Origin of the sequence: Spirillospora sp. NPDC048819, from assembly GCF_040650055.1 — a bacterium.
GTDB lineage: Bacteria > Actinomycetota > Actinomycetes > Streptosporangiales > Streptosporangiaceae > Spirillospora.
In genome coordinates this window covers 206,065-225,183 of record NZ_JBEZGN010000009.1, presented here as the reverse complement: position 1 = coordinate 225,183, position 19,119 = coordinate 206,065, and the positions used below count along the sequence as shown (strand labels likewise).

Below are 19,119 nucleotides of genomic sequence, written 5' to 3'. Positions count from 1 at the left end.
CGTTCACGGAATCGACGCCCCCGGAGAGACCCATGGACATCATCAGCCGGGCGGAATGGGACGCCCGGGCCCCCCGATCCCGCATCAAAGTCAGCTGGTCCAAGCGGACTGAGTTCGTCGTCCACTACTCCGAAGGCCCCGCCGACCAGTCGGTGCGCAGCATCCAGGACTTCCACATGGACGGCCGCGGCTGGGCCGACATCGGCTACAACTTCCTCGTCGACGTCAGCGGCCGGATCTACGCGGGCCGCGGCTGGCTGGTCGTCGGCGCGCATGCCCCCGACCACAACACGTCCGGCATCGGCGTGTGCATGATCGGCCGGGACGGCGACGCCACCGCAGCCGCGAAACGGTCCATCCGGTGGCTGTACGACGAGGCGGGCCGCCGCGCGGACCGCAAACTGAAGAAGCTCGGGCACCGTGACGTGTACGCGACGAGCTGCCCCGGCGACGAGCTGTACGCCTGGGTGCGGGCCGGGATGCCCGCAGACTTATATGACCTGCCGGACTACGTCTCCGTGTCGATGGACACCGCGCAGTCCCTCCCGCCGAACACCTGGGTGACGATCGACTGGGGCCGGGAGCACTCCGACCGCGAGCATCACCACCGGGACGCCGGCGGACCGTCCTTCGTCGAAGGCCCCGCCCGCTACGCCTTCACGGCGAACGTCCAGGTGGACGGCCTGACCCCCGGCACCGGACTGCGGGCCCGCGCGATCGAGCACGCCGACTCCGGCGGCGACATCGCGGGCGGCCCCATCGCCGATTACCTCGCGACCAAGGGTTCGACCTTCGTCCACTACAGCCTCCCCGCGGACACCGTCGGCGACGGGTACCGAGTCCGTTTCCAGGTCATCCACCACGGCACCGAGGCGGCCCGCATCACGGCGGGCACCGTTAAAGCCCTCACCTGGCCCACCAAGGGGGCCGTTCAGGCCGCGCGTGCTGCTTAGGGTGTGCGGGTCGCCGCAACCTGCGGGGCCTAAGACGCGCGTGTTGTCAAAGCGGCGTGGGTTGTGCGGGTCGGGTCGGCGGGTGAGGGAATCATCGTGGGAGCGCGGTAGGCCCGGTCCCATCACTGACCGGGGTATCGGCGTCTGCGTCTCCTTCTGCGTGCGCGTGCGCGTGGGTGTCGGCGATGGCGATGTCGGCGATGGCGGCGTGGCGGTGGGTGTGGAAGGTGCTGCCGGTCAGCTCCTCCCATCTGGTGCCGAAGAGAGCCAGTTCGTTCCGGCAGCTGGTGGCCATCCTGGCGTAGGTCCAGTCGTCCTCGGCGGGACAGCATTCGTCGGCCGGCCAGGTCCAGGTCTCGTCCTCGCCGTCCGCCACGATCCGGCGGCATACCGCTGCCATCGCGGCGCAGGACCGGAGGTCGTCGAAGCTGAACTCGCAGTCGTCGTACGAGACGTGGTAGAGGCCGAGGTTGCGCTGGATGATCTCCTTAGCGCGGGTGAGCTCCCCGGTACGGGCGCAGAACTCCAGGTGGGCAGCGATCTCCGGTGCCCGGGCGGCCGTCGAGAAGGTGCGTTCGTGGACCGCCCGCGCCTTGTCGGCTTGGCCTGAACGCAGGTACGGCATGAGGAGGTAGTCCTCCCGGTCCTCGTCGGCGGGGATGTCGCCGGACAGGACGGGAGCCATTGCTGCGATCGCCTCGCGGTCGAAGCCCAGGTCCAGCCACCATCGCGCCCGGCGCAGGACGTTCGGCCAGGTGGTGTAGGTGTCGCATGGCGGCAGCGCGTCGAAGCGCGCCAACGCCGAGCGGGCAGCGTCCACGTCGCCGCAGCGGACCTCCAACTCCACCTGATACCAGCGCAGGTGGTGCAGGTCGTGGGTCCCGGGACGGCAATGGCGTTCGAGGACGCGCATCAGCCCGCGGATCTGCGCGATGTGGACGGTGGCGCGGCTCAGAACACGGTCCAGGACGACGGGCGCCGCCGCCCACAACCGCCCCAACCGCTCCGCGCAGACCGGGTCGGTGCCATGCAGAGCAGGGTCATGCAGAGCGGGGTCATGCAGGGCGGGGTGGGTGTCGTGCGGGATGGGGTCGGTGTTGAGCGGTGCGGGGTCATGCAGGGTGGGGTCGGTGTCAGGCGGTGCCGTGTCGCGCAGGGCGGGGTCAGTGTTTTGCGGGGTGGGGCGGGTGTTTTGCGGGGTGGAGTGGGTGTCGTGGAGGTGGACGAGGGTCGCGAAGGTGGCGAAGAGTTCCGGACGCCAAGCCGTCGGGTTGCAAGACAGCAGCTTGTCCAGATAGGCGAAGCGGACGTCCAGGAGGAGTCCCTGCTCGTCCGTCGCGATGGCGTTCTGCTGCAGTCGCTGCAGCGTGAGTATCCGCTCCCGCCCGCGGTCCATCTGGCGGGCACGGTCGAGTTCCGCTCGCAGTTCCTCCGCCGTGGCAGCGGCCAGATGCGGGGAGAGGCCAGGCTTCGCGCGGTGTGCGGGTTCGCTCATCGCGGGAGGCAGTTCCAGGTCATCGATGATCGGCTCGGCGTGGAGCAGCTTCGAGATCGCCTCACTCTGGAAGGACGTCCCGTTCAACTCGTCGAGACGCGCGGCGAAATCGATCGCCTGCCAGCGGAGCTCGGCGCCCAGGGCAGCGTAGGACCACACGATGCTGTGGTCCTGCTGGCAGCCGGCTGCGCACGGCCACACCCATTCCTCGTCGAGGTCCTTCTCCGTGATCCGCCGGCACAGCAGAGCTGCGGCGGCCACGGTCCACATGCCCTCGACCGACCGGACATCGCCTTCCATGAAGCGGAGGTTCCTGTGAAGGACGTCGAGGCCGCGCTCCTCGTTGCCCGTCAGGGCGCAGAACTCCAAGTGGGACGCGACCTCCTCCAGCTTCAGGCCTGGCCGCGTGTACGTGCTCTGATGCGCTGCCACCGCCTCGTCCGTCCGGCAGGTGCGCAGGTATGGAATGAGCAGGTCGTCCACGTACACGCGGTTCGGCCGGGACGGAATCTGGCCGGTCAGGACGGGCGCGAGGGTCTCGATGGCGCGATCGTCCCGGCCGAGCCGCCGCCACATGATGGCGTTCACCGACGCGGTGCCGTCCGGCTGGAGATGCTCTTTGGGCGGTTCCCGCAGCTGAAGTTCTCGCCACAGCCGTTCCACTTCCTCCAGGTTTCCTCGCCGGGCTTCGAGCTCCATGCGGTACTCGTCGAGGACGTGGAAGACCACCGGCCGGGACGGGAGGCACTGGCGTTCCAGCTCGTCGATCAGGCGGTGGACGCGCTCAGCGGGTTCGGGACAGTGCTTGATGAACCAGCTGATGAGGCTGAAGAACTGGCTCCACATCGCGGAGACATGCTGGTACGGAAAGCGATGCGGGTCGTCCTTCCACATCACGAGGCACCGGCGAAGGAGATCGAGCCATTCGCCGGAGATCTCCCGGTAGCCGTTCTGTGGCGACTTGCTGTCGCGCAGCGCCCAGCCGTAGGCGAGCCTGGCCCTGAAGATCAGGGCGGTGTCGCCGAGCGCCTCGGCCTCGCCCAGGAGGGCCCGCATCGTCCGCCAGTACGTCTCCGTCGTCACGCCGCCGTTGTCTGCGGAGTCGAGCTTGTTCGCGGCGTCGAGCCGGCTGCACAGTTCGTCCCGGCTCAGCATTAGACGCCCGGCTCCTGGTGGATCGCGTGTTCCACGAGACCGAGGAAGGCACGGTTCACGCCCGCCACGTCGCTCGGGGTCACCGCCCGCTGCCCCGCCAGCAGCGCGTACCCGTACAGCGCCTCGGCCGAGAGCCGGACGAGCCCCTCGTTGGCAGTGCTGGTCAGCCGGGCGATCAGCGGGTTGCGGTGGTTGAAGACCAGCAGCGGCTTCGGCGGCCCGGCGGCGCCGCCCCTCACCCGGCTTTGCTCGGCCCAGCCGTGTTCGGCTCCGCGCTGTTCCGCTTCGCCCTGGTCGGCCCCGGTGGGTTCGGTGGCGTCGCCGATGAACTCGGCCCAGACGCCGTCCGCCTCGTCCCGCGCCGCCCGCATGTCGGCGGCGTGCCGCGCGTCGTGGCCTTCCAGGTAAAGGACGGGCAGGTCCGCGGGGGAGAACGAACGCAGCACCGGTTCGCAGCCGTGACCGGCGACCGTGTCACGGGCGATCGCAAGGAACTCGCGGGCCGCGAACTCGGCGGCGGGATCGAGAGGGTCGAACCGGGTGGCGAGATCGGCCGGGTCGAGCCGCCGCACGTCGAGATCGGAGTCGAGTGCGCGCAGCCGCTGGAGGATCTCCACGTGGTAGGTGTAGCCGCCGTTGACCAGCCCGAGGCCCTGCGCCGCCGCGATCCCCGCCAGCTGGGCGAACTCCTCGGTGCCGGACGTGAAGTGGATGGTGCGGTGACGGTGGCGGAACTCGCTGAGCGTGACCCTGCCCTCGCTGGTCTCGAACTCGATCCACTCGTCCACGATGCGGAGCATCTCGATGTCGTGGATCGCGAGTGCCATCACGCCCCGGTAGTGGACGGCGAGGAACGCCCTGAGCCGTGCGGGTGAGGTCGTCGCGAGCCGGACGAGCCACGCGCGGAGCTGCTCGCCGAGCGCGTTCCTGGTGGTCGCGAGCAGTTCGTCGTCGTACAGCTGTTCCCGGCTCGCCGTCGGTCGCAGCTCGTCGGCGTTGATCACGCAGCGGACGAAGAAGCCCCAGCTGGGCAGTAGCTTCTCCACCCGGTCGCCCATGAGCATGCGCTTGAGATACACCTTGTGGGTCATCTGCTCGCCGGGATGCGTCTCCTGCGGCAGCACGAATGCGACGCCGTCCAGCCCCGCCTCGGGGACCGCAAGGTCGATCACGTCGAACGGCCGCGTCCCGAGGAAGGACGTCCCGTAGCGCAGCAGTGCCTCGCGGCGGGTGTCCGGGTCCGGGTGACGCGCCAGCCACGGCGGGCCGCCGGACGTGATCAGTTCCTCGCCGACCCGCACCTCGTACGGAAGCAGCGAGCCGAACCGTCGCGCCAGCTCGGTAACGGTGGAGACGCCGAGCCAGTGCTCAAAATCCCTGCGAGCACGCAGGATGACAGTGGTGCCCTGCCTGTCGGTGTCTTGCCTGTCGGTGCGCTGTTCCTCGCGCGCGGATCCCTCCGACACGGTGTGGCGGCCGTCGGACACGGTGTACTTGCCGTCGGAGTGGCCGTGCCAGACCACGGTCGCGGCGTCCCCGGGGCCGCGTGTCACCACCTCGATCTCGTCGGCGACGAGGAAGCAGGACAGCAGACCGATCCCGAACTGCCCGAGGAAGTCGTGCCGCGCGAACCCGAGCGAATCCCGCTTGGAGGTGTTGCCGATCGTGGCGAGCAGTTCGTGTACCTGGGGTTCGGTCAGCCCGATGCCCGCGTCGTGGATCCGGAGCGTGCCGTCGCCGGTCGTCTCGAGCGGCTCGATGAGGATGCCGCCGGGAGACGAGCCGTCCGCCTGAATGCGCGCGGTGGTCGCGTCGACGGCGTTCTGCAGCAGTTCCCGGACGTATACGCGCGGGCTGCTGTACAGGTGACGGCTGAGCAGGTCGACAATCCCCTGCAGATCCACGTTGAAGGTATGGCGCACCCGAAGCACTGTAATCCGCCGCTGATCACCAATTCAGGGCATTTACGCACCCCCTGCCAGATGGGCGTTCGTCTCGCCCCCTGTTGAGCGTTCCACTGCTTCGTGGTCTCGGACGGTGGGGGGCGCGGGCCTGCGTCCTGTCCGGCATCTGCTTCATCATGCTGGCGATGGCGGCCATCGAGCTGGTCTCCCACCTCGGGCCGGCGGTCTTGGACGGCACCGACCCGTTTCTCGCCAGCAACTCCTGGCCATCGCCGTGCTCGTCACGGCCGGATTCATCGCCTGGCGGGTCTTCACGCCGACCGAGGCGATCAACGGGGCCTTTGGACCGATCAGTTTCACTAGCTGTACCAGGTCATGATCTTGGTGTGAGTCGGGTGATGGGTGGCTTGCCGTCCAGGGCCGAGTGGGGGCGCTTGGTGTTGTAGTGCTCGAGCCAGGGGTCAGGGCCTGTGTGCGCTGGTCGTTGCTGGTGCAGGGCCGGCGGTAGGCCCACTCGGCGGCCAGGGTGCGGTTGAGTCGTTCGCTTTGCCGTTTATCCACGTGCACCGGGGGCGGGTGCACTTCTGCCCGGCGCCCAGCTCGGCGCATGCCTGCTGGAAGGTGTGGCTGTCGCGGTAGTTCATGGCGTTGTCGGTCAGGATCCGCTGGATGCGGGGGATGCCGCGGGCGGCGAAGTAGGCGGCGGCGTGGGTGAGGAAGGCGGCGCTGGTGGTGCCCTTCTCGTCGGCGGGACCTCGGCGTAGGCGAGCCGGGAGTGGTCGTCGATGGCGGTGTGGACGTGGTCGTAGCCGATTCCCCGGCCGCGCACGGCTTCGCTGCGGCCGTGCACGCGCCAGCCGCCGCCGTCGGGGATCCGGCCGGGTTTCTTGTCGTCCAGGTGGATCATGTCGCTCGGCACCGGGTGCTCATAGCGCTGCGGGCTCATGCGGGATGCCCGGATCCGCCGCCGGTCACCGGGTCGCAGGCCGACAGCACGGCGGCGTGGCGGCGGCCCAGGATGCGGGTGACGGTGCGGGCCGGCACCCCGGTCGTGGCGGCGATGTGGTCGGGTCCCGCGCGAAGGCGTTCCCGGGCGGCCAGCACATGCTGCTCGGTCTCGGCAGGCGTCCGTGATGGGCATGAACGCGGCCCACTGCGCCGCTCGGCCAGCCCGTCCCAGCCCAGGCTCCGGAACCGGCCCACCCACCGGTGCGCGCATGGGCGCGAGACCCCCAGTTCGGCGGCGACATGCGCGACCGGGCGCCCGAACACGACACGGCGAACCAGCAGGCATCTGCCGTGAAACGTCAGCCGGGCGTTAGCGTGGCCCATCGAAGACCTCCTGGTGTCGGTGAAACTCCACTACGCAAGGAGGTCTTCTTGCTGATCAAAGAACTACCGGTCAGGTGTCACCAAGATCATGACCAAGTACAGCTAGAGCACGCCGTCCGGCCTTGCGGAGTGCCGACGGGAAGCTGTGGTGGTCCAGAAGCCAGGCGACGGCTGGGGTGCTCCTCCAGCCCGGAGCCCGGCACTCGTTCGATGCCAACCCACGGGCCCGGTGCCGCCTCGGGGCATCGGTTCGACGGAGGGGCCAAATGACGCCGTGCCCGGCAGCAGCCTCCCGGCGAATGACAGCAGCGCCGGCACCAGGGCGACGTCGAGGTAGACGGGCCGATCGTAGGTGGCGGCCAGCAGTGCCAACCCAGCAGCGCCAACCGGCGGGTGACCAGCGAGCCAGTGGCGATCAGGTCGGCAGAGGCTGTCCAACGGGCCCTCCGGCGGGTCGTTCTGGGGCGTCTGGCGCGGCCGTCTGGCGCGGCCGTCCGGTGGGGCCCGTCCGGCCGGGGCCGTGCAGGGTGGACTGCAGTGCTGCAGGCAGCGGTGGAAGCAGTGCTGGCGCCAGCGTGGTGAAGCCGCGTCGCTTTTCGATGATGTCGGAGGCGCTGAAAAACATTTCGCCGGAAGGCCAGCGGCCCTCTGGAGGACCTGGGAGAACATGACGGGGCTTTCGGGCCGCGGTGGGTCGCGTGGTGCGCCGAGGTCATGCGGCCTGGGGCCAAGGAGGTGGGCGGCCGGTTGCAGTGGGTGTTTCTGATTTTCCGTCGGCGTCGGTTCCGGGTGGCTTGAGGTGGTATCTGTACAGGCCGTCGGGGGTGTGGCCGATGGTGATCCGGCTGGGATTGACGTGTTTGTACCTGTTGTGCCAGCCGCAGGTGAGGGTGAGTTTGTCTATATCGGTGGGGCCTTCGCCGAGGGCCCACCCCTCTACGTGATCGACTTCGCAGAGGGTGCCGGGGACCTCGCAGCCCACCACCGCGCATGTCGGGTAGAGGGCTTCTAGGACTTGCCGTTGGCCGGAGCTGGCGAACCGGTGGAGGCGTCCGAGGTACAGGGGAATGCTGCCGTGTCCCAGGATGATGGGTGATACGCCTGCTGAGAGGGCGATGCGGCGTGCCTGCTCTGCGGGAATGGGAGTGCCGTCGGTGAGGCGTGCCGGGACGTTGCCGCCGGTGAGGGTGTCCAGATCGCAGATGACGGTGACCTTGGTGGCCTTGTGTCCACCCGAAAGGACTGTGGTGAGCGCGGCCGCCGTCCGTTCGGGCAGGTCGCGGTGGTCTTCGGTGCCGGCGGGTTTGGCCAGTGGACCCAAAGTGCCGTCCCAGACGGCGGCGTCCTCGGCGTTGAGCCAGCCCTTGATGTACCGGCCGCCGTCCAACGATCTGGTGGAGTCGACCCAGGACCGCTCATAACCGTGGCGTGAGTCGGCGTCAGGTTCTTCCGTGCCGTCGCGTTCGGCGATGACGTCATGGATCCGGCGGCCGAACGCGGCGACCTTTCCTGCCGAAAACTGCTGGTCGACCATCCCCAGCAGGATGTTCTCGGCGGCCCGGCAGTCCTCGTCGTCCAGGCGGGCCACGGAACCGGCGATGGCGGTGGCGTAGCCGAAGGACAGTTCACCGGTGGCCAATCGTTGGGCGACGGTGTGGAGGCGGTGGCGCTGCCGGGCGAGGGTGAGGCGTTCCTTGGCGCGGGTGTCGCGCATGCCCAAGTGGGATCGTAGCCAGGCTTGTGTGGACGGCAGCCCCCAGCGCTGCACCTCTCGGGACTTGTCGACCACGGAGATGAACCCGGCGAGGGCTGACTCGAGTCGGTCGGTGGCGCCCGCGAGGGTTTGGCTGAGTTCCATGCATACGGCCGGTGATTCGGATGGTTCGCGGTTGGCGAGTTCGGCGGCGACCGCAGTGAGGACGTTCACCAATTCCGTGGTGGACGCCTCGGCGAAGGCGATCTCTGTCGAACACATGTACGAACCATAGCGCAGGGTGACGACAGCATGCTGCCGCGATCGGCGAAAACGAGGATGGATTAATGTCACCGCGCGGATAGGCAGAGATTCGCCCGAATGGGCAAATTGGACATTTCGATTGTCGGGTTGTTGGCCGGCGGTGGCGTTGCGGGCGGACGGGTGCCGGAGGAGCCCGTCCCCGACAGGTGGACCAGCATCGGGCCTGCGGCGGCCCGAGGAAGGTTAGCGTTGCCTATGGACCGCTGAGAGAGGGGAGTTGGCATGGCCGCACGGACAGGGCCGTTCTGGGACGGAGTGGAGGGCCGCGCTCCGATTCCGCCTGCGGCCGCCACGCTGGGCTTCGAGTTCATTGACGCGGACACCGACAATGGCACGATCGAGGTGGCCTTCACAGGAACCGAGGATTTCGTCAACCCGGCGGGCAACGTTCTCGGAGCCTTCCTCGCTGCGATGCTCTATGACACCGTCGGCCCCGCGCTTCTCGCCACACTGGAGCCCGATGAGTTTCAGTCCACCGCGGAACTCAAGGTCAACTTCCTGCGTCCAGTCCGGCCCGGACGAATCGTTGGAAAGGGACGGGTAATCCACCGGAACGGTGACCTGGCTTCCCTGGAAGGAGCTCTCACCGACTCGGACGGAGCGATCATCGCCACCGCTTCGGCGACTGCCCGCGTCATTCCACTCGACCAGGCGGCCAATCAACCCTGATGCCGTCTGGGGAGCGGTTGTGAATGGGGAGCGGCGAGGTTCTGCTTCGAGGCTGCCAAATCCTCGAAGGAGGCAGCGCGTCCGTGTCCACACGAGCACCGGGCCGATTCCTTCTATCCGTTCGCGCGAACGCGAGTTGTCGTGCTTCTGGACTGAGCGGCTTCCTGTCTGGTGCGGCCGCGGTAAGTCGTGCCTGCCCTCAACCGGTCGTAGCAACTGATCTCGCAGTGGTGTAGTTCTGCTCGGCGAGTTGATCGCCGGGGGAAGTTGCCGTGGGGGCGGTGCGTCAGATGCTGACATTGCAGGACCGGGAGGAGATTTCCCGGGGAATCGCCGAGGGACTGGAGAGCAGGGCGATTGCGGGACGGATCGGACGGTGCCCGAGCATCGTGTCTCGCGAGATCGCCCGGCACGGCGGGCGGGACCGGTACCGGGCGGTGCGGGCCGACCGGACGGCGCAGCGGGCGCGGCGGCGGCCCAAGACCCGCAAGATCGACGCCGACGCCTACCTGCGGCTGGTGGTGGTCGAACTGCTCAAGCAGGGCTGGTCGCCGCAGCAGGTGGCCGGGCGGTTGCCGATCGACCATCCCGGCGATCAGCATGTGAGGGTGTCCCACGAGGCGATCTACGGCTGGATCTACGCACTGCCCAAGGGTGAACTGGCCCGCCAGTGCCTGACGTTGCGATCGGGCCGCACTCGCCGCAAGCCGGCGCACGGCCGCGCCCCGCGGGCGCCGCGGATCCGCGGGATCCGGTGGATCGAGGAGCGGCCCGCCGACGCCGTCGACCGGCGGGTTCCCGGGCACTGGGAGGGGGATCTCGTCGTCGGCAAGGACGGCAAGACCGCCGTGGCCACACTCGTGGAGCGGGTGTCGCGGTTCGTGGTGCTGGTGCCGCTGGCCGGACGGGACGCCACCACCGTGTCCGAGGCCGTCATCGACCAGGTCCGCGGGCTGCCGGACGTGGTGCGCCGGTCGCTGACGTGGGACTGCGGGTCGGAGATGGCCGACCACGCCGCGATCACCCTCAAGGCCCGCCTGCCGGTGTACTTCGCCCATCCGCACTCGCCGTGGGAGTGCGGCACCAACGAGAACACCAACCGCTGGCTGCGGGAGTATTTCCCCAAAGGCACCACGATCACAGGCGACCCGGACTATCTGCAGGCCGTCGCCGACGAGCTCAACAACCGGCCCCGCGCTATCTTCGGGTTCAAGAAGCCCAAGGAAGTGTTCGCCGAGCTACTGATCAGCGGAGTTGCTTCCACCGGTTGAGGACAGGGTGACCTTGCTCCGGAGGCGGCCGCCGCTGGTGTGGGTGCGTGGTGGCGAAGGAACAGCCAGGCCGCGGTGTTCCTAAGCCATGCCGCCGATGCCGGGGTACGCCTTTGTCGACCCGGATTTGTGTCTGCCGGCGGTGCAGAGCGTCGACACCGACGGACGGGAGGCGGACGGAAGCCCGACGACCTGCGGTTCGTCACCGAGGGCGCGTTGAACGCTTGGATGGTCGCCCGCGCGTTGAGCGCTGGTGTGACCGTCGAGGGGTTGATCGGTGAAGAGATCTGCCCCAGCGTCCGACCTGAGGTGCGAGGTGGAGTCCCGGCTGGTCGGCTTCGTTTCGGCCGACGTCTCCTGCCGCCGGGTCGCCTTGGGCGTTGGTGTTCGTCGCGCCGACCAGGTCGCCACGCCCCTGCTCACACGAAGGCATGGCCGCAAAGGCGTATCCGACGGGTCGACGCGAAGGACACCGGTTCAGCTTCTGAGCTACTGGTCGACTTCGACTGCGACGACAACTTTGGCGGCATGGGTACCGGTGGCTGCTGGTCCGACGCAACCGCAGCGCAGGCGAGTTGACGTTCTATCGTTGCCACTCGCCCATCCGTGCCTCAGTGGCGACGACGCCACCAAGCCCATGCCGCCGCCGTCACGACCCAGCGACAATCCGCTCGGTAATGATGAAGATCACGAGTTGCTGGGCCTGCTGCGTCGGTATCGTCTGGCCGTCCTGGACCGCGCCTCGGCCGCGGCTGGATTGTGATCAGCGACGGGTTGCGACTACACCGGGATCTGCGCCGCCGCGGCTCGTCGAGCCATTCCGGCGGCTTCGGCCACCTACCGTCAATGCGAGTCGGCTTGGCGTCGCCGCGAGAGTGTCGGCACCGTGGCCTAACGTCATCACCAAAACGTCACTACGAAACGTCACCACCAGACCGGAAGCGTGGCGTGGCCTATCGGGTATCTGAGAGGAAGGGGGCTGAGTGTGGCCACATTCGTCTTGATCCACGGCGCTGGAGATGTCGGCTGGTACTGGCATCTGGTGGAGGCCGGACTGCGGGCGCGAGGTCATGACACCGCCGCGCCGGATCTTCCCTGCGACGACGACTCGGCGGGCCTGCCCGAATACGTCGATGCCGTGGTCGGTGCGGTCGGCGACCGGACCGATCTGATCGTCGTCGCGCAATCGTTCGGCGGCTTCGTCGCCCCGCCCGTCTGCGACCGGGTGGCGGTGGAACTGCTCGTCCTGGTCGCGCCCATGATCCCCGCGCCGGGCGAGGCGCCCGCCGATTACTGGGCCCATACGAGATATGACGAGGAGGTGCGGGACGACTACGACGATGCGATCGCCCTGTTTTATCAGGATGTTTCACCGGAGCTGGCCGCCGAGGCGATGGAGCGTGGGCGCAACCAGTCTGAGGCTCGGATGGGGGAGCCGGCGCCGTTCAGGGCTTGGCCCGGTCTCCCCACGCGGGTCCTGATCGGTCGCGACGACCGCTTGTTCCCCGCTGGGTTCCTTCGTCGCGTGGCCCGGGAGCGTCTGGGCATCACGCCGGATGAGATCGACGGTGGGCACACGCCCGCGCTGAGCCGTCCGCATGAGCTGGTGGACCGTCTTGAAGCGTACGCCGCCGAGCAGGGACTGATCGGTGGCCACTAGCCGGGCATAGCGGGCATCGTGTCGTGCCTTCCCGCGCGAAGGACACCTGCCGGTCTCCGGCCGGCCAACCGGCCTTGGGGGGTGAACGGGGCGTTCATGATGGATGCCGGTGACCGACTGTGCCCAGACGGCCTGGGCCGTCGTGAAGGGACTGCGATGCGACACGGGGCAGGTGAGAATACGCCCGGCACCAGCGGCTACGACGCTGAACTGCGGCGGCACAACGAGGTCCTGCGCCGGGCTGTCGGCGTCCAGGCGCACGACCACGTCCTCGACATCGGCTGTGGTACTGGGCAGACGACCCGGCAGGCCGCGCGTAAGGCCGTGGCGGGTAGTGCGTTCGGGGTGGACGTCTCGGCGCCCGCGATCAAGCGCGCCCGCGAGCTGGCCCGGGCGGACGGACTCGGCAACGTCACCTTCGAGCACGCCGACGCACAAGTCCACGGCTTTCCGCCGGAGCACTTCGACCTGGCCATGAGCAGGTTCGGCACGATGTTCTTCGACGACCCCGTTGCCGCGTTCACCAACATCGGACGGTCGCTGCACCCTGCCGGACGCCTGGTCATGATGGTCTGGCAGGCACGCGAGCGCAACGAGTGGGACGTTACCATCCGCCGGTCTCTCGGAGCAGCAGCCGAACAGCCGATGGCCGGTGCCTGTGAGGGACCGGATCCGTTCTCGCTAGCCGACCCGCTGACCGTTCGGGAGATCCTGAAGGCTGCAGGGTTCGATGACGTCGCGTTCACCGACGTCCACGAACCGGTCTACTACGGTCCGGACGTGGCCGCCGCACTCGGTTGGGTCCGCGGCTTCACGTCCACCGTTGAGGCCCTGAAGAGGCTGGACGCCGCCACCGCGACCCGCGCGGTCGAGCGCCTGCGCGAAGCTCTCGCCGCGCACCTGACCGACGACGGTGTCCGGTTCGACTCCCGCGCCTGGATCGTCACCGCTCAACGCTCCCGAGCGGAACACAACCGCGCCTAACCAAGTGATCAAGTCGAGAGCTACCAGCGCACTTGACTGACCAGAGCATGAGGGCGCGGACCCGAGCCATCGATTCACACTGTGTCGGGGCTTGGGGGTCAGTCCCAGCGGCTGGAGCGTTGGCGTTTGATGGCGGAGCGGCGCTTCTTGTTCTCCAGGCGGCGTTCGTTGATGCCGCGGGGGACCTTCTTGGGGATGCGCTTCTTCGGGGGCGGGGCCGTGGCGTCGGCGAGGATCGTGGCCAGGCGGGTGCGGGCGGCGTCGCGGTTGCGGAGCTGGGAGCGGTACTCCTCGGCGCGGATGGTGAGGACGCCGCGGACGAGGCGGCCTGCCAGGCGGTCCAGGGCGCGGGACTTCAATGTGTCGGGGAGGGACGGGGAGTTCGCGACGTCGAAGGAGAGTTCGGCGGCGGTGGCGCTGGTGTTGACGTGCTGCCCGCCAGGCCCCGAGGAACGGGAGAAACGCCAGCTGAGCTCGGACTCCGGGATGGAGACCGAACCGCGGACATGGATCTGGTCAGGCATGTCCCCATTGTCGCAGGGCGGGGTGATCTTGTCGTGCGAGTAAACCCCGATTGGTGGCGACTGCAAGTACTTACTTACAATGATCGGCATGGCTGAAGGAGTGTTCCAGGACGGCGACCTCATCCGTGTGATCGCGCAGGAGGGTGTGCTCATCGCGGCGGGTGGGGCCGCGTCGCTGCTGCAGACCGCGCACCCCAAGGTGGCGCAGGGCGTCTACGACCACAGTTACACGGCGGACGATCCGGTGCGGCGCCTGCGGAACACGATGGGTTGGCTCTACACGGTGCAGTTCGGGACGCGGGAGGAGGCCGAGACCCTCAGTGCACTGGTCACCAAGGGGCACGAGTCCATCACCGGACCCGACTACGAGGCGAATGACCCCGAGCTTCAGGTGTGGGTCGCCTCCACGCTGTTCGCGGTGGCCGCGCAGTTCTACCAGTTGCTCTTCCGGCGGACGTTCGACGAGGCGGAGCTTGAGGAGTTCTACCAGCAGAGCAAGACCTACGCGACGATCCTGGGTTGCCCCGAGAAGCGGATGCCGGGGAACTACCCGCAGTTCCGCGAGTACTACGCGGACATGCTCCAGAACTTGGAGATCAGCGATGCGTCGCGAGCGGTGGCGGACCAGGTGCTGGGCTGGAAGAAGCTGCCGGGCGGGCCGCTGAACGCGCCCGGGATGATGGTGATCCGGCTGCTCACGGCGGGGCTGATGCCCGCGCCGATCCGCGAGCAGTACGGGTGGAAATGGGACGCTGCGCGAGAGCGGCGGTTCCGGCTCTTGGTCGATCTGCTGGCGGTCGTGTATCCGCGGCTGCCGTTGCGGGCCCGCACGCTGCCCCGGGACGCCTACCTGCGCTCAACGCGGAGGATGCTGGCGAAGGTGAAGCAGCGGCGACCCACGATCTCGGTCAGGTCCAGCTGACGCGAGCGGGCAGTGCCGTGTGGCTGCGGGAGCGCACACTGCCGCCGTGTGGCTGTGAAAGTGGGCGCGGCCGTGTGGCTGTGAAAGTGGGTCGGCGTGGGAGCGGGTGCGGCCGCGTGGCCCACAGGGTAGCCACGCGGCCGCTCTCCCTTGCTCGGTCCCTCCCCACCCGGCCCGGTTGGGAGGGACCTTCTGACCCGGTTCCGCCGCCCGTCCGCCCGCTCCCCCCAGAGCCTGGCCGGACGGCGCCCGGGTCAGACCGAGGCGCCGGCGATGATCTCGTCGGCGGTCTTCTTTGCGGAATTGATCGGGATGGCGAAGCCGACGCCGATGTTGCCGCTGCTCTCCCCGGCGGTGGCGATGGCGGTGTTCACGCCGATCACGTGACCGGAGGCGTTGACGAGCGCGCCGCCGGAGTTGCCGGGGTTGATGGCCGCATCGGTCTGGATCGCGTTCTGGATGACGGTCTGCTCCTGTTGGCTCAGCCGGTCCCGAAGGCCCGGCGGGAGCTGCTGGTCGTCCTGCCCTTCCTGGATCTCGCGGCCCAGCGCGCTGACGATCCCCGAGGTCACCGATCCGTCCAGACCGAGCGGGCTGCCGACCGCGAGGACCGTGTCACCGACGGCGAGGTCGTCGCTGTCGCCGAGGGTGGCGGGTTTGAGACCCGACACCCCCTGCGCCTTGATCACGGCGATGTCGTCGCCGGTGTCGGTGCCGAGGACCTGCGCGGACGCGGTCCGGCCGTCGCTGAACTTCACCGTCACCTGCCGGGCGCCCTCGACGACGTGCGCGTTCGTGAGAATCACGCCGTCCGAGCGCAGGATGACGCCGGAACCGCCGCTGGTGCCCGCCGTCGTCTGGGTCTGGATCGACACCACGCTCGGCTGGACTGCGGCTGCGACCTGCGCGGTCGTGCCGCCGCCGGACGATGTTCCCGATACGGCCGTCGGGCTCGCGTAGACGGTGCGCTCGTGTGTCAGCGCCATGGTGACGCCCGCGCCCGCGATGCCCGCCCCCAGGGCCAGCGCGGTGGCGGCACCGATCGCCGCGATCTTGTGCCGTGTCGTGCCGAGCGGGCCCGGACTCGGTGCCGGACGTGGTGCCGGATGCGGAGTTGGGCTCGCGGCCGACGGCGGGACGTTCCCCGGTCCCTGCCAGGTCGGCTGCTCCCAGTGCGGTGTGAAGCCCGGTCTTCCGGGCTCCGATGGCCGCTCCGGCGGCCGGTCGGTGTTCATACGGATCCCCCTGTCGTTCACTCACCATCGAGAGTGCGCCTCGGGGCTGCAGCCCGCCTGGATCCAACCTGAAAGTGTGCTGAATGCTGACATGGCACGAAAACCGCGACCGAGGCGGTGTGCGGTGCCCCGCGCCCTCGGCGTCGGCGCCAACCTGACGTCATGCACGGCCTGACGTCATGCACGGTCCGACGTCATGCACGGTCCGACGGCATGCACGGTCCGACGGCATGCACGGTCCGACGGCATGCACGGCCTGACGTCATGCACGGCCTGACGTCATGCACGGCCTGACGTCATGCACGGGTCCGACGGCATGCACGGGTCCGACGGCATGCAGGCGGCCGGTGCGGCTGGCAGGTACGGGCTGGCCAGTGCGGGCTGGCCAAGGCGGGGCGGCAGGCACGAGCTGGTAGGTGCGGGCCCGTGGGCGGCCCGTCAAGCACGGTGCCGAAGCTGGCCAGGGCGCGGACTCCCGCTCTCCGTCGAGACCGGGGCGCGCCCTGTAAGTTCACCTAAGCGCATTTACCTGAAAGTTGCCTGAATGCGACTTTCGGTCTTCGTCCGTGGTCGGCTCGTCCGGTCGGTTCGGTCGTGGCCGCTTCTCGCCGGTGGGTGCTTCTCGCCGGTGGTCGGTCTTCGCCGGTGGTCAGTCAGTCCTTGGTCAGTCAGTCCGTGGTCAGTCTTCGTCCAAGGGCAGGACGACCCTGAATGTGGCGCCTTCGTCCGGTGTGGAGTCCGCTTCCACCAAGCCCTCGTGGGCCGCCACCAGTGCCGCGACGATGGCGAGGCCGAGCCCCGCGCCGCCGCCCTCCCGCGACCGGGCCTCGTCGGCGCGGTAGAAGCGCTCGAAGACCCGATCCGACTGCTCCGGTGAGAGGCCGGGGCCCCGGTCGGCGACCTCGACGACCGCGGCGGGGGCGTCTCGCAGAGTGCCCGGCGTGAGGCGCACCTCGACCGGTGTGGCCTCCGGGGTGTGCACGATCGCGTTCGTCAGCAGGTTTCCGAGCACCTGGCGCAGCCGCGGCTCGTCCCCCCGCACCTGGTACGCCAAGCCTCCCTCGACCGAGAGGTTGATCGTGCGCTCGGGTGCGAGAACCCTGGCCTCCTGGACAGAGTCGGCGGCGACGGCGAGCAGGTCCACCGGACGCCGTTCGATCGGACGCTGCCGGTCAAGCCGGGCGAGGAGCAGCAGGTCCTCCACGAGCAGGCCCATCCGGGACGCGGTCTCCTCGATGCGGCCTATCAGCCGGTCGAGTTCCTCGGGGCTGCGGGCCGCGCCCTGCCGGTAGAACTCGGCGAACCCGCGGATCGCGGTCAGCGGGGTGCGCAGCTCGTGGCTGGCGTCGGCGATGAACCGCCGCATCCGCTCCTCCGAGCGCAGCGCCGTCCGCTCCGACCGGCGTGCCGCCGCCTCGGACTCGGCGCGGGCCCGGAACGCCGTCTCGATCTGCGCGAGCATCGCGTTCAGCGACCGGCCGAGCCGTCCCATCTCGGTGCGAGGATCGGCCTGCGGGACGCGGCGGGACAGGTCGCCCGCGGCGATCGCGCCCGCGGTCTCCTCGACCGCGGCGAGCGGACGCAGGCTCGCCCGGACGACCCACACGCCGAGACCGACCAGGCCGGCCAGCACCACCAGGCCCACGATCGCGTCGATCGCCATCAGCCGGCGGACGGTCCGGTCGACCTCGTCCAGGCTGAACGCCAGCACGAGGATCGCGCCGTCGCTGCCCGGGATCGGCTCGGCCAGGATCCGCCATGACGAGGTTGAGCCGCCCGTCCCGGAGACGGTGAACGGCCGGTCGATCCACCCTGACAGGTCCTCGGGGAGACGCGGATGGCCCGGATCGCTCCACGCCGGGTTCTGCCCGACCGTACGGCCGTCGTTGACGCGGATCTGCCCGTAGATCTCGCTCGGCAGGCGGACGGTGAACCGGGTCTGCCCGCGCTCCAGATGCGGGATGACCTGGTCGATCGTCCGGCCGACGGAACCGCGGAGCTGATCGTCGGCACGTCCCACCAGGTACTGCCGCAGCACCGACGCGCCCGCCGCGCCCATCACCGTCATCCCGAGGGTGGCGAGGACGAGCATCCCGGCGACCAGCTTGACGCGCAGCGACGTCCGCCCCCACAGGTGCGCCAGGCCGCGCCGCGTCAACCCGGGCGCCTTCCCGTCGGGGGCGCTCGGCGGCTCGGGCGGCGCCGCGGGTGGAAGAGCGCCGGTGGCGGACGCCGGAACCCGGGCGGCCATCAGCCCGGTCTCGCCGGCTCACGCAGGACGTACCCCACACCGCGCAGCGTGTGGATGAGGCGCGGTTCGGCGTTGTCGACCTTGCGGCGCAGCGCCGACACGTACGACTCGACGATTCCCGCGTCGCCCCGGAAGTCGTAGTTCCACACGTGGTCGAGGATCTGCGCCTTCGACACGACCCGTCCCGCGTTGGCCATGAAGTAGCGCAGCAGCTTGAACTCGGTCGGCGACAGCTGGATCGCGCGTCCGCCCCGCCACACCTCGTGGCTGTCCTCGTCGAGTTCGACGTCGGCGAACACCATCCGCGGCGTCGGCTCGGTCACCCCGCCGCGGAACCGCCGCAGCACCGCCCGGATGCGGGCGATGACCTCCTCCAGGCTGAACGGCTTGGTGACGTAGTCGTCGCCGCCGATCGTCAGCCCTTTGATCCGGTCCTGCACGGCGTCCCGCGCGGTCAGGAACAGCACGGGGGTGTGGTCGCCGCCGGACCGCAGCCGCCGCGCCACGTCGAACCCGTCGATGTCGGGCAGCATCACGTCCAGGACGATCAGGTCTGGGCGGTGCCGCCGCGCCGACTGGACGGCGTCGGCGCCGTTGGTCGCGGTGACCACGTCGAAACCGGTGAAGCGCAGGCTTCCGGCGAGCAGTTCCAGGATGTTCGGTTCGTCCTCGACGACGAGCAGCGTCGCCTCCGCCGTCTTCGCGCCGCCGTTCGCCGTCCGATCAACCGTTCGATCAACCAATGGC

Annotated in this window: 14 protein-coding genes and 1 pseudogene; 6 read left to right on the top strand and 9 right to left on the bottom strand. The window is 69.1% G+C overall.

Annotation, left to right across the window (positions count from 1 at the left end; genetic code table 11):
* Nucleotides 1–32 precede the first annotated feature (32 nt).
* Entirely contained in the window at nt 33–953 is a 921-nt protein-coding gene (locus tag AB0C35_RS15865; RefSeq protein ID WP_358455641.1) for an N-acetylmuramoyl-L-alanine amidase, read from the top strand.
* 91 nt (nt 954–1,044) lie between these two features.
* Here the strand turns inward: AB0C35_RS15865 and AB0C35_RS15860 are convergent, their stop codons facing one another.
* The 5 genes and pseudogenes from AB0C35_RS15860 to AB0C35_RS15840 all read right to left on the bottom strand — a co-directional run bounded on the left by AB0C35_RS15860 (nt 1,045) and on the right by AB0C35_RS15840 (nt 8,814).
* On the bottom strand, nt 1,045–3,603 hold the full coding sequence (locus AB0C35_RS15860) for a hypothetical protein (protein WP_358455638.1): 2,559 nt from the start codon (nt 3,601–3,603) through the stop codon (nt 1,045–1,047).
* Complete coding sequence (locus AB0C35_RS15855) at nt 3,603–5,525, bottom strand: HSP90 family protein (RefSeq protein WP_358455636.1); 1,923 nt, start codon at nt 5,523–5,525, stop codon at nt 3,603–3,605. Before AB0C35_RS15855 ends, AB0C35_RS15860 begins: the two co-directional genes overlap by 1 nt.
* Nucleotides 5,526–5,880: 355 nt before the next feature.
* Nucleotides 5,881–6,839 (bottom strand): annotated as a pseudogene (locus AB0C35_RS15850) (IS481 family transposase).
* Between the two features lie 102 nt (nt 6,840–6,941).
* Nucleotides 6,942–7,508: an MrpF/PhaF family protein gene (locus tag AB0C35_RS15845; protein ID WP_358455633.1), complete on the bottom strand. Its 567-nt coding sequence runs from the start codon at nt 7,506–7,508 to the stop codon at nt 6,942–6,944.
* 43 nt (nt 7,509–7,551) lie between these two features.
* On the bottom strand, nt 7,552–8,814 hold the full coding sequence (locus AB0C35_RS15840; RefSeq protein WP_358455630.1) for a DUF222 domain-containing protein: 1,263 nt from the start codon (nt 8,812–8,814) through the stop codon (nt 7,552–7,554).
* Nucleotides 8,815–9,078: 264 nt separating this feature from the next.
* On the opposite strand from AB0C35_RS15840, the gene AB0C35_RS15835 reads away from it, so the two are divergent.
* The 4 genes from AB0C35_RS15835 to AB0C35_RS15820 all read left to right on the top strand — a co-directional run bounded on the left by AB0C35_RS15835 (nt 9,079) and on the right by AB0C35_RS15820 (nt 13,440).
* Entirely contained in the window at nt 9,079–9,525 is a 447-nt protein-coding gene (locus AB0C35_RS15835) for a PaaI family thioesterase (RefSeq protein WP_358455627.1), read from the top strand.
* A 290-nt stretch (nt 9,526–9,815) separates the two neighbouring features.
* Nucleotides 9,816–10,796: an IS30 family transposase gene (locus AB0C35_RS15830; RefSeq protein ID WP_358455625.1), complete on the top strand. Its 981-nt coding sequence runs from the start codon at nt 9,816–9,818 to the stop codon at nt 10,794–10,796.
* Between the two features lie 985 nt (nt 10,797–11,781).
* On the top strand, nt 11,782–12,456 hold the full coding sequence (locus AB0C35_RS15825) for an alpha/beta hydrolase (RefSeq protein WP_358455622.1): 675 nt from the start codon (nt 11,782–11,784) through the stop codon (nt 12,454–12,456).
* A gap of 156 nt (nt 12,457–12,612) precedes the next feature.
* Nucleotides 12,613–13,440, top strand: coding sequence for a methyltransferase domain-containing protein (locus tag AB0C35_RS15820; protein ID WP_358455619.1), 828 nt, complete (start codon nt 12,613–12,615; stop codon nt 13,438–13,440).
* Nucleotides 13,441–13,538: 98 nt separating this feature from the next.
* Here AB0C35_RS15820 and arfB read toward each other — a convergent pair whose 3' ends face one another.
* Nucleotides 13,539–13,964 (bottom strand): alternative ribosome rescue aminoacyl-tRNA hydrolase ArfB, encoded by a 426-nt coding sequence (gene arfB / locus AB0C35_RS15815; RefSeq protein WP_358455616.1) that lies wholly within the window; start codon nt 13,962–13,964, stop codon nt 13,539–13,541.
* 88 nt (nt 13,965–14,052) lie between these two features.
* Here arfB and AB0C35_RS15810 point away from each other — a divergent pair, with 88 nt between their 5' ends.
* The gene (locus AB0C35_RS15810) at nt 14,053–14,886 is read left to right on the top strand and encodes an oxygenase MpaB family protein (protein ID WP_358455613.1); all 834 of its coding nucleotides are present in this window, start codon (nt 14,053–14,055) and stop codon (nt 14,884–14,886) included.
* A 254-nt stretch (nt 14,887–15,140) separates the two neighbouring features.
* Here the strand turns inward: AB0C35_RS15810 and AB0C35_RS15805 are convergent, their stop codons facing one another.
* The 3 genes from AB0C35_RS15805 to AB0C35_RS15795 form a co-directional block, all read right to left on the bottom strand.
* Nucleotides 15,141–16,121 carry a trypsin-like peptidase domain-containing protein gene (locus tag AB0C35_RS15805; protein WP_358455611.1) on the bottom strand — a complete coding sequence of 327 codons (981 nt, stop codon included), beginning with the start codon at nt 16,119–16,121 and terminating at the stop codon, nt 15,141–15,143.
* 679 nt (nt 16,122–16,800) lie between these two features.
* Nucleotides 16,801–18,372, bottom strand: coding sequence for a HAMP domain-containing sensor histidine kinase (locus AB0C35_RS15800; protein WP_358455608.1), 1,572 nt, complete (start codon nt 18,370–18,372; stop codon nt 16,801–16,803).
* The gene (locus tag AB0C35_RS15795) at nt 18,372–19,115 is read right to left on the bottom strand and encodes a response regulator transcription factor (protein WP_358455605.1); all 744 of its coding nucleotides are present in this window, start codon (nt 19,113–19,115) and stop codon (nt 18,372–18,374) included. Before AB0C35_RS15795 ends, AB0C35_RS15800 begins: the two co-directional genes overlap by 1 nt.
* Between the last annotated feature and the right edge of the window lie 4 nt (nt 19,116–19,119).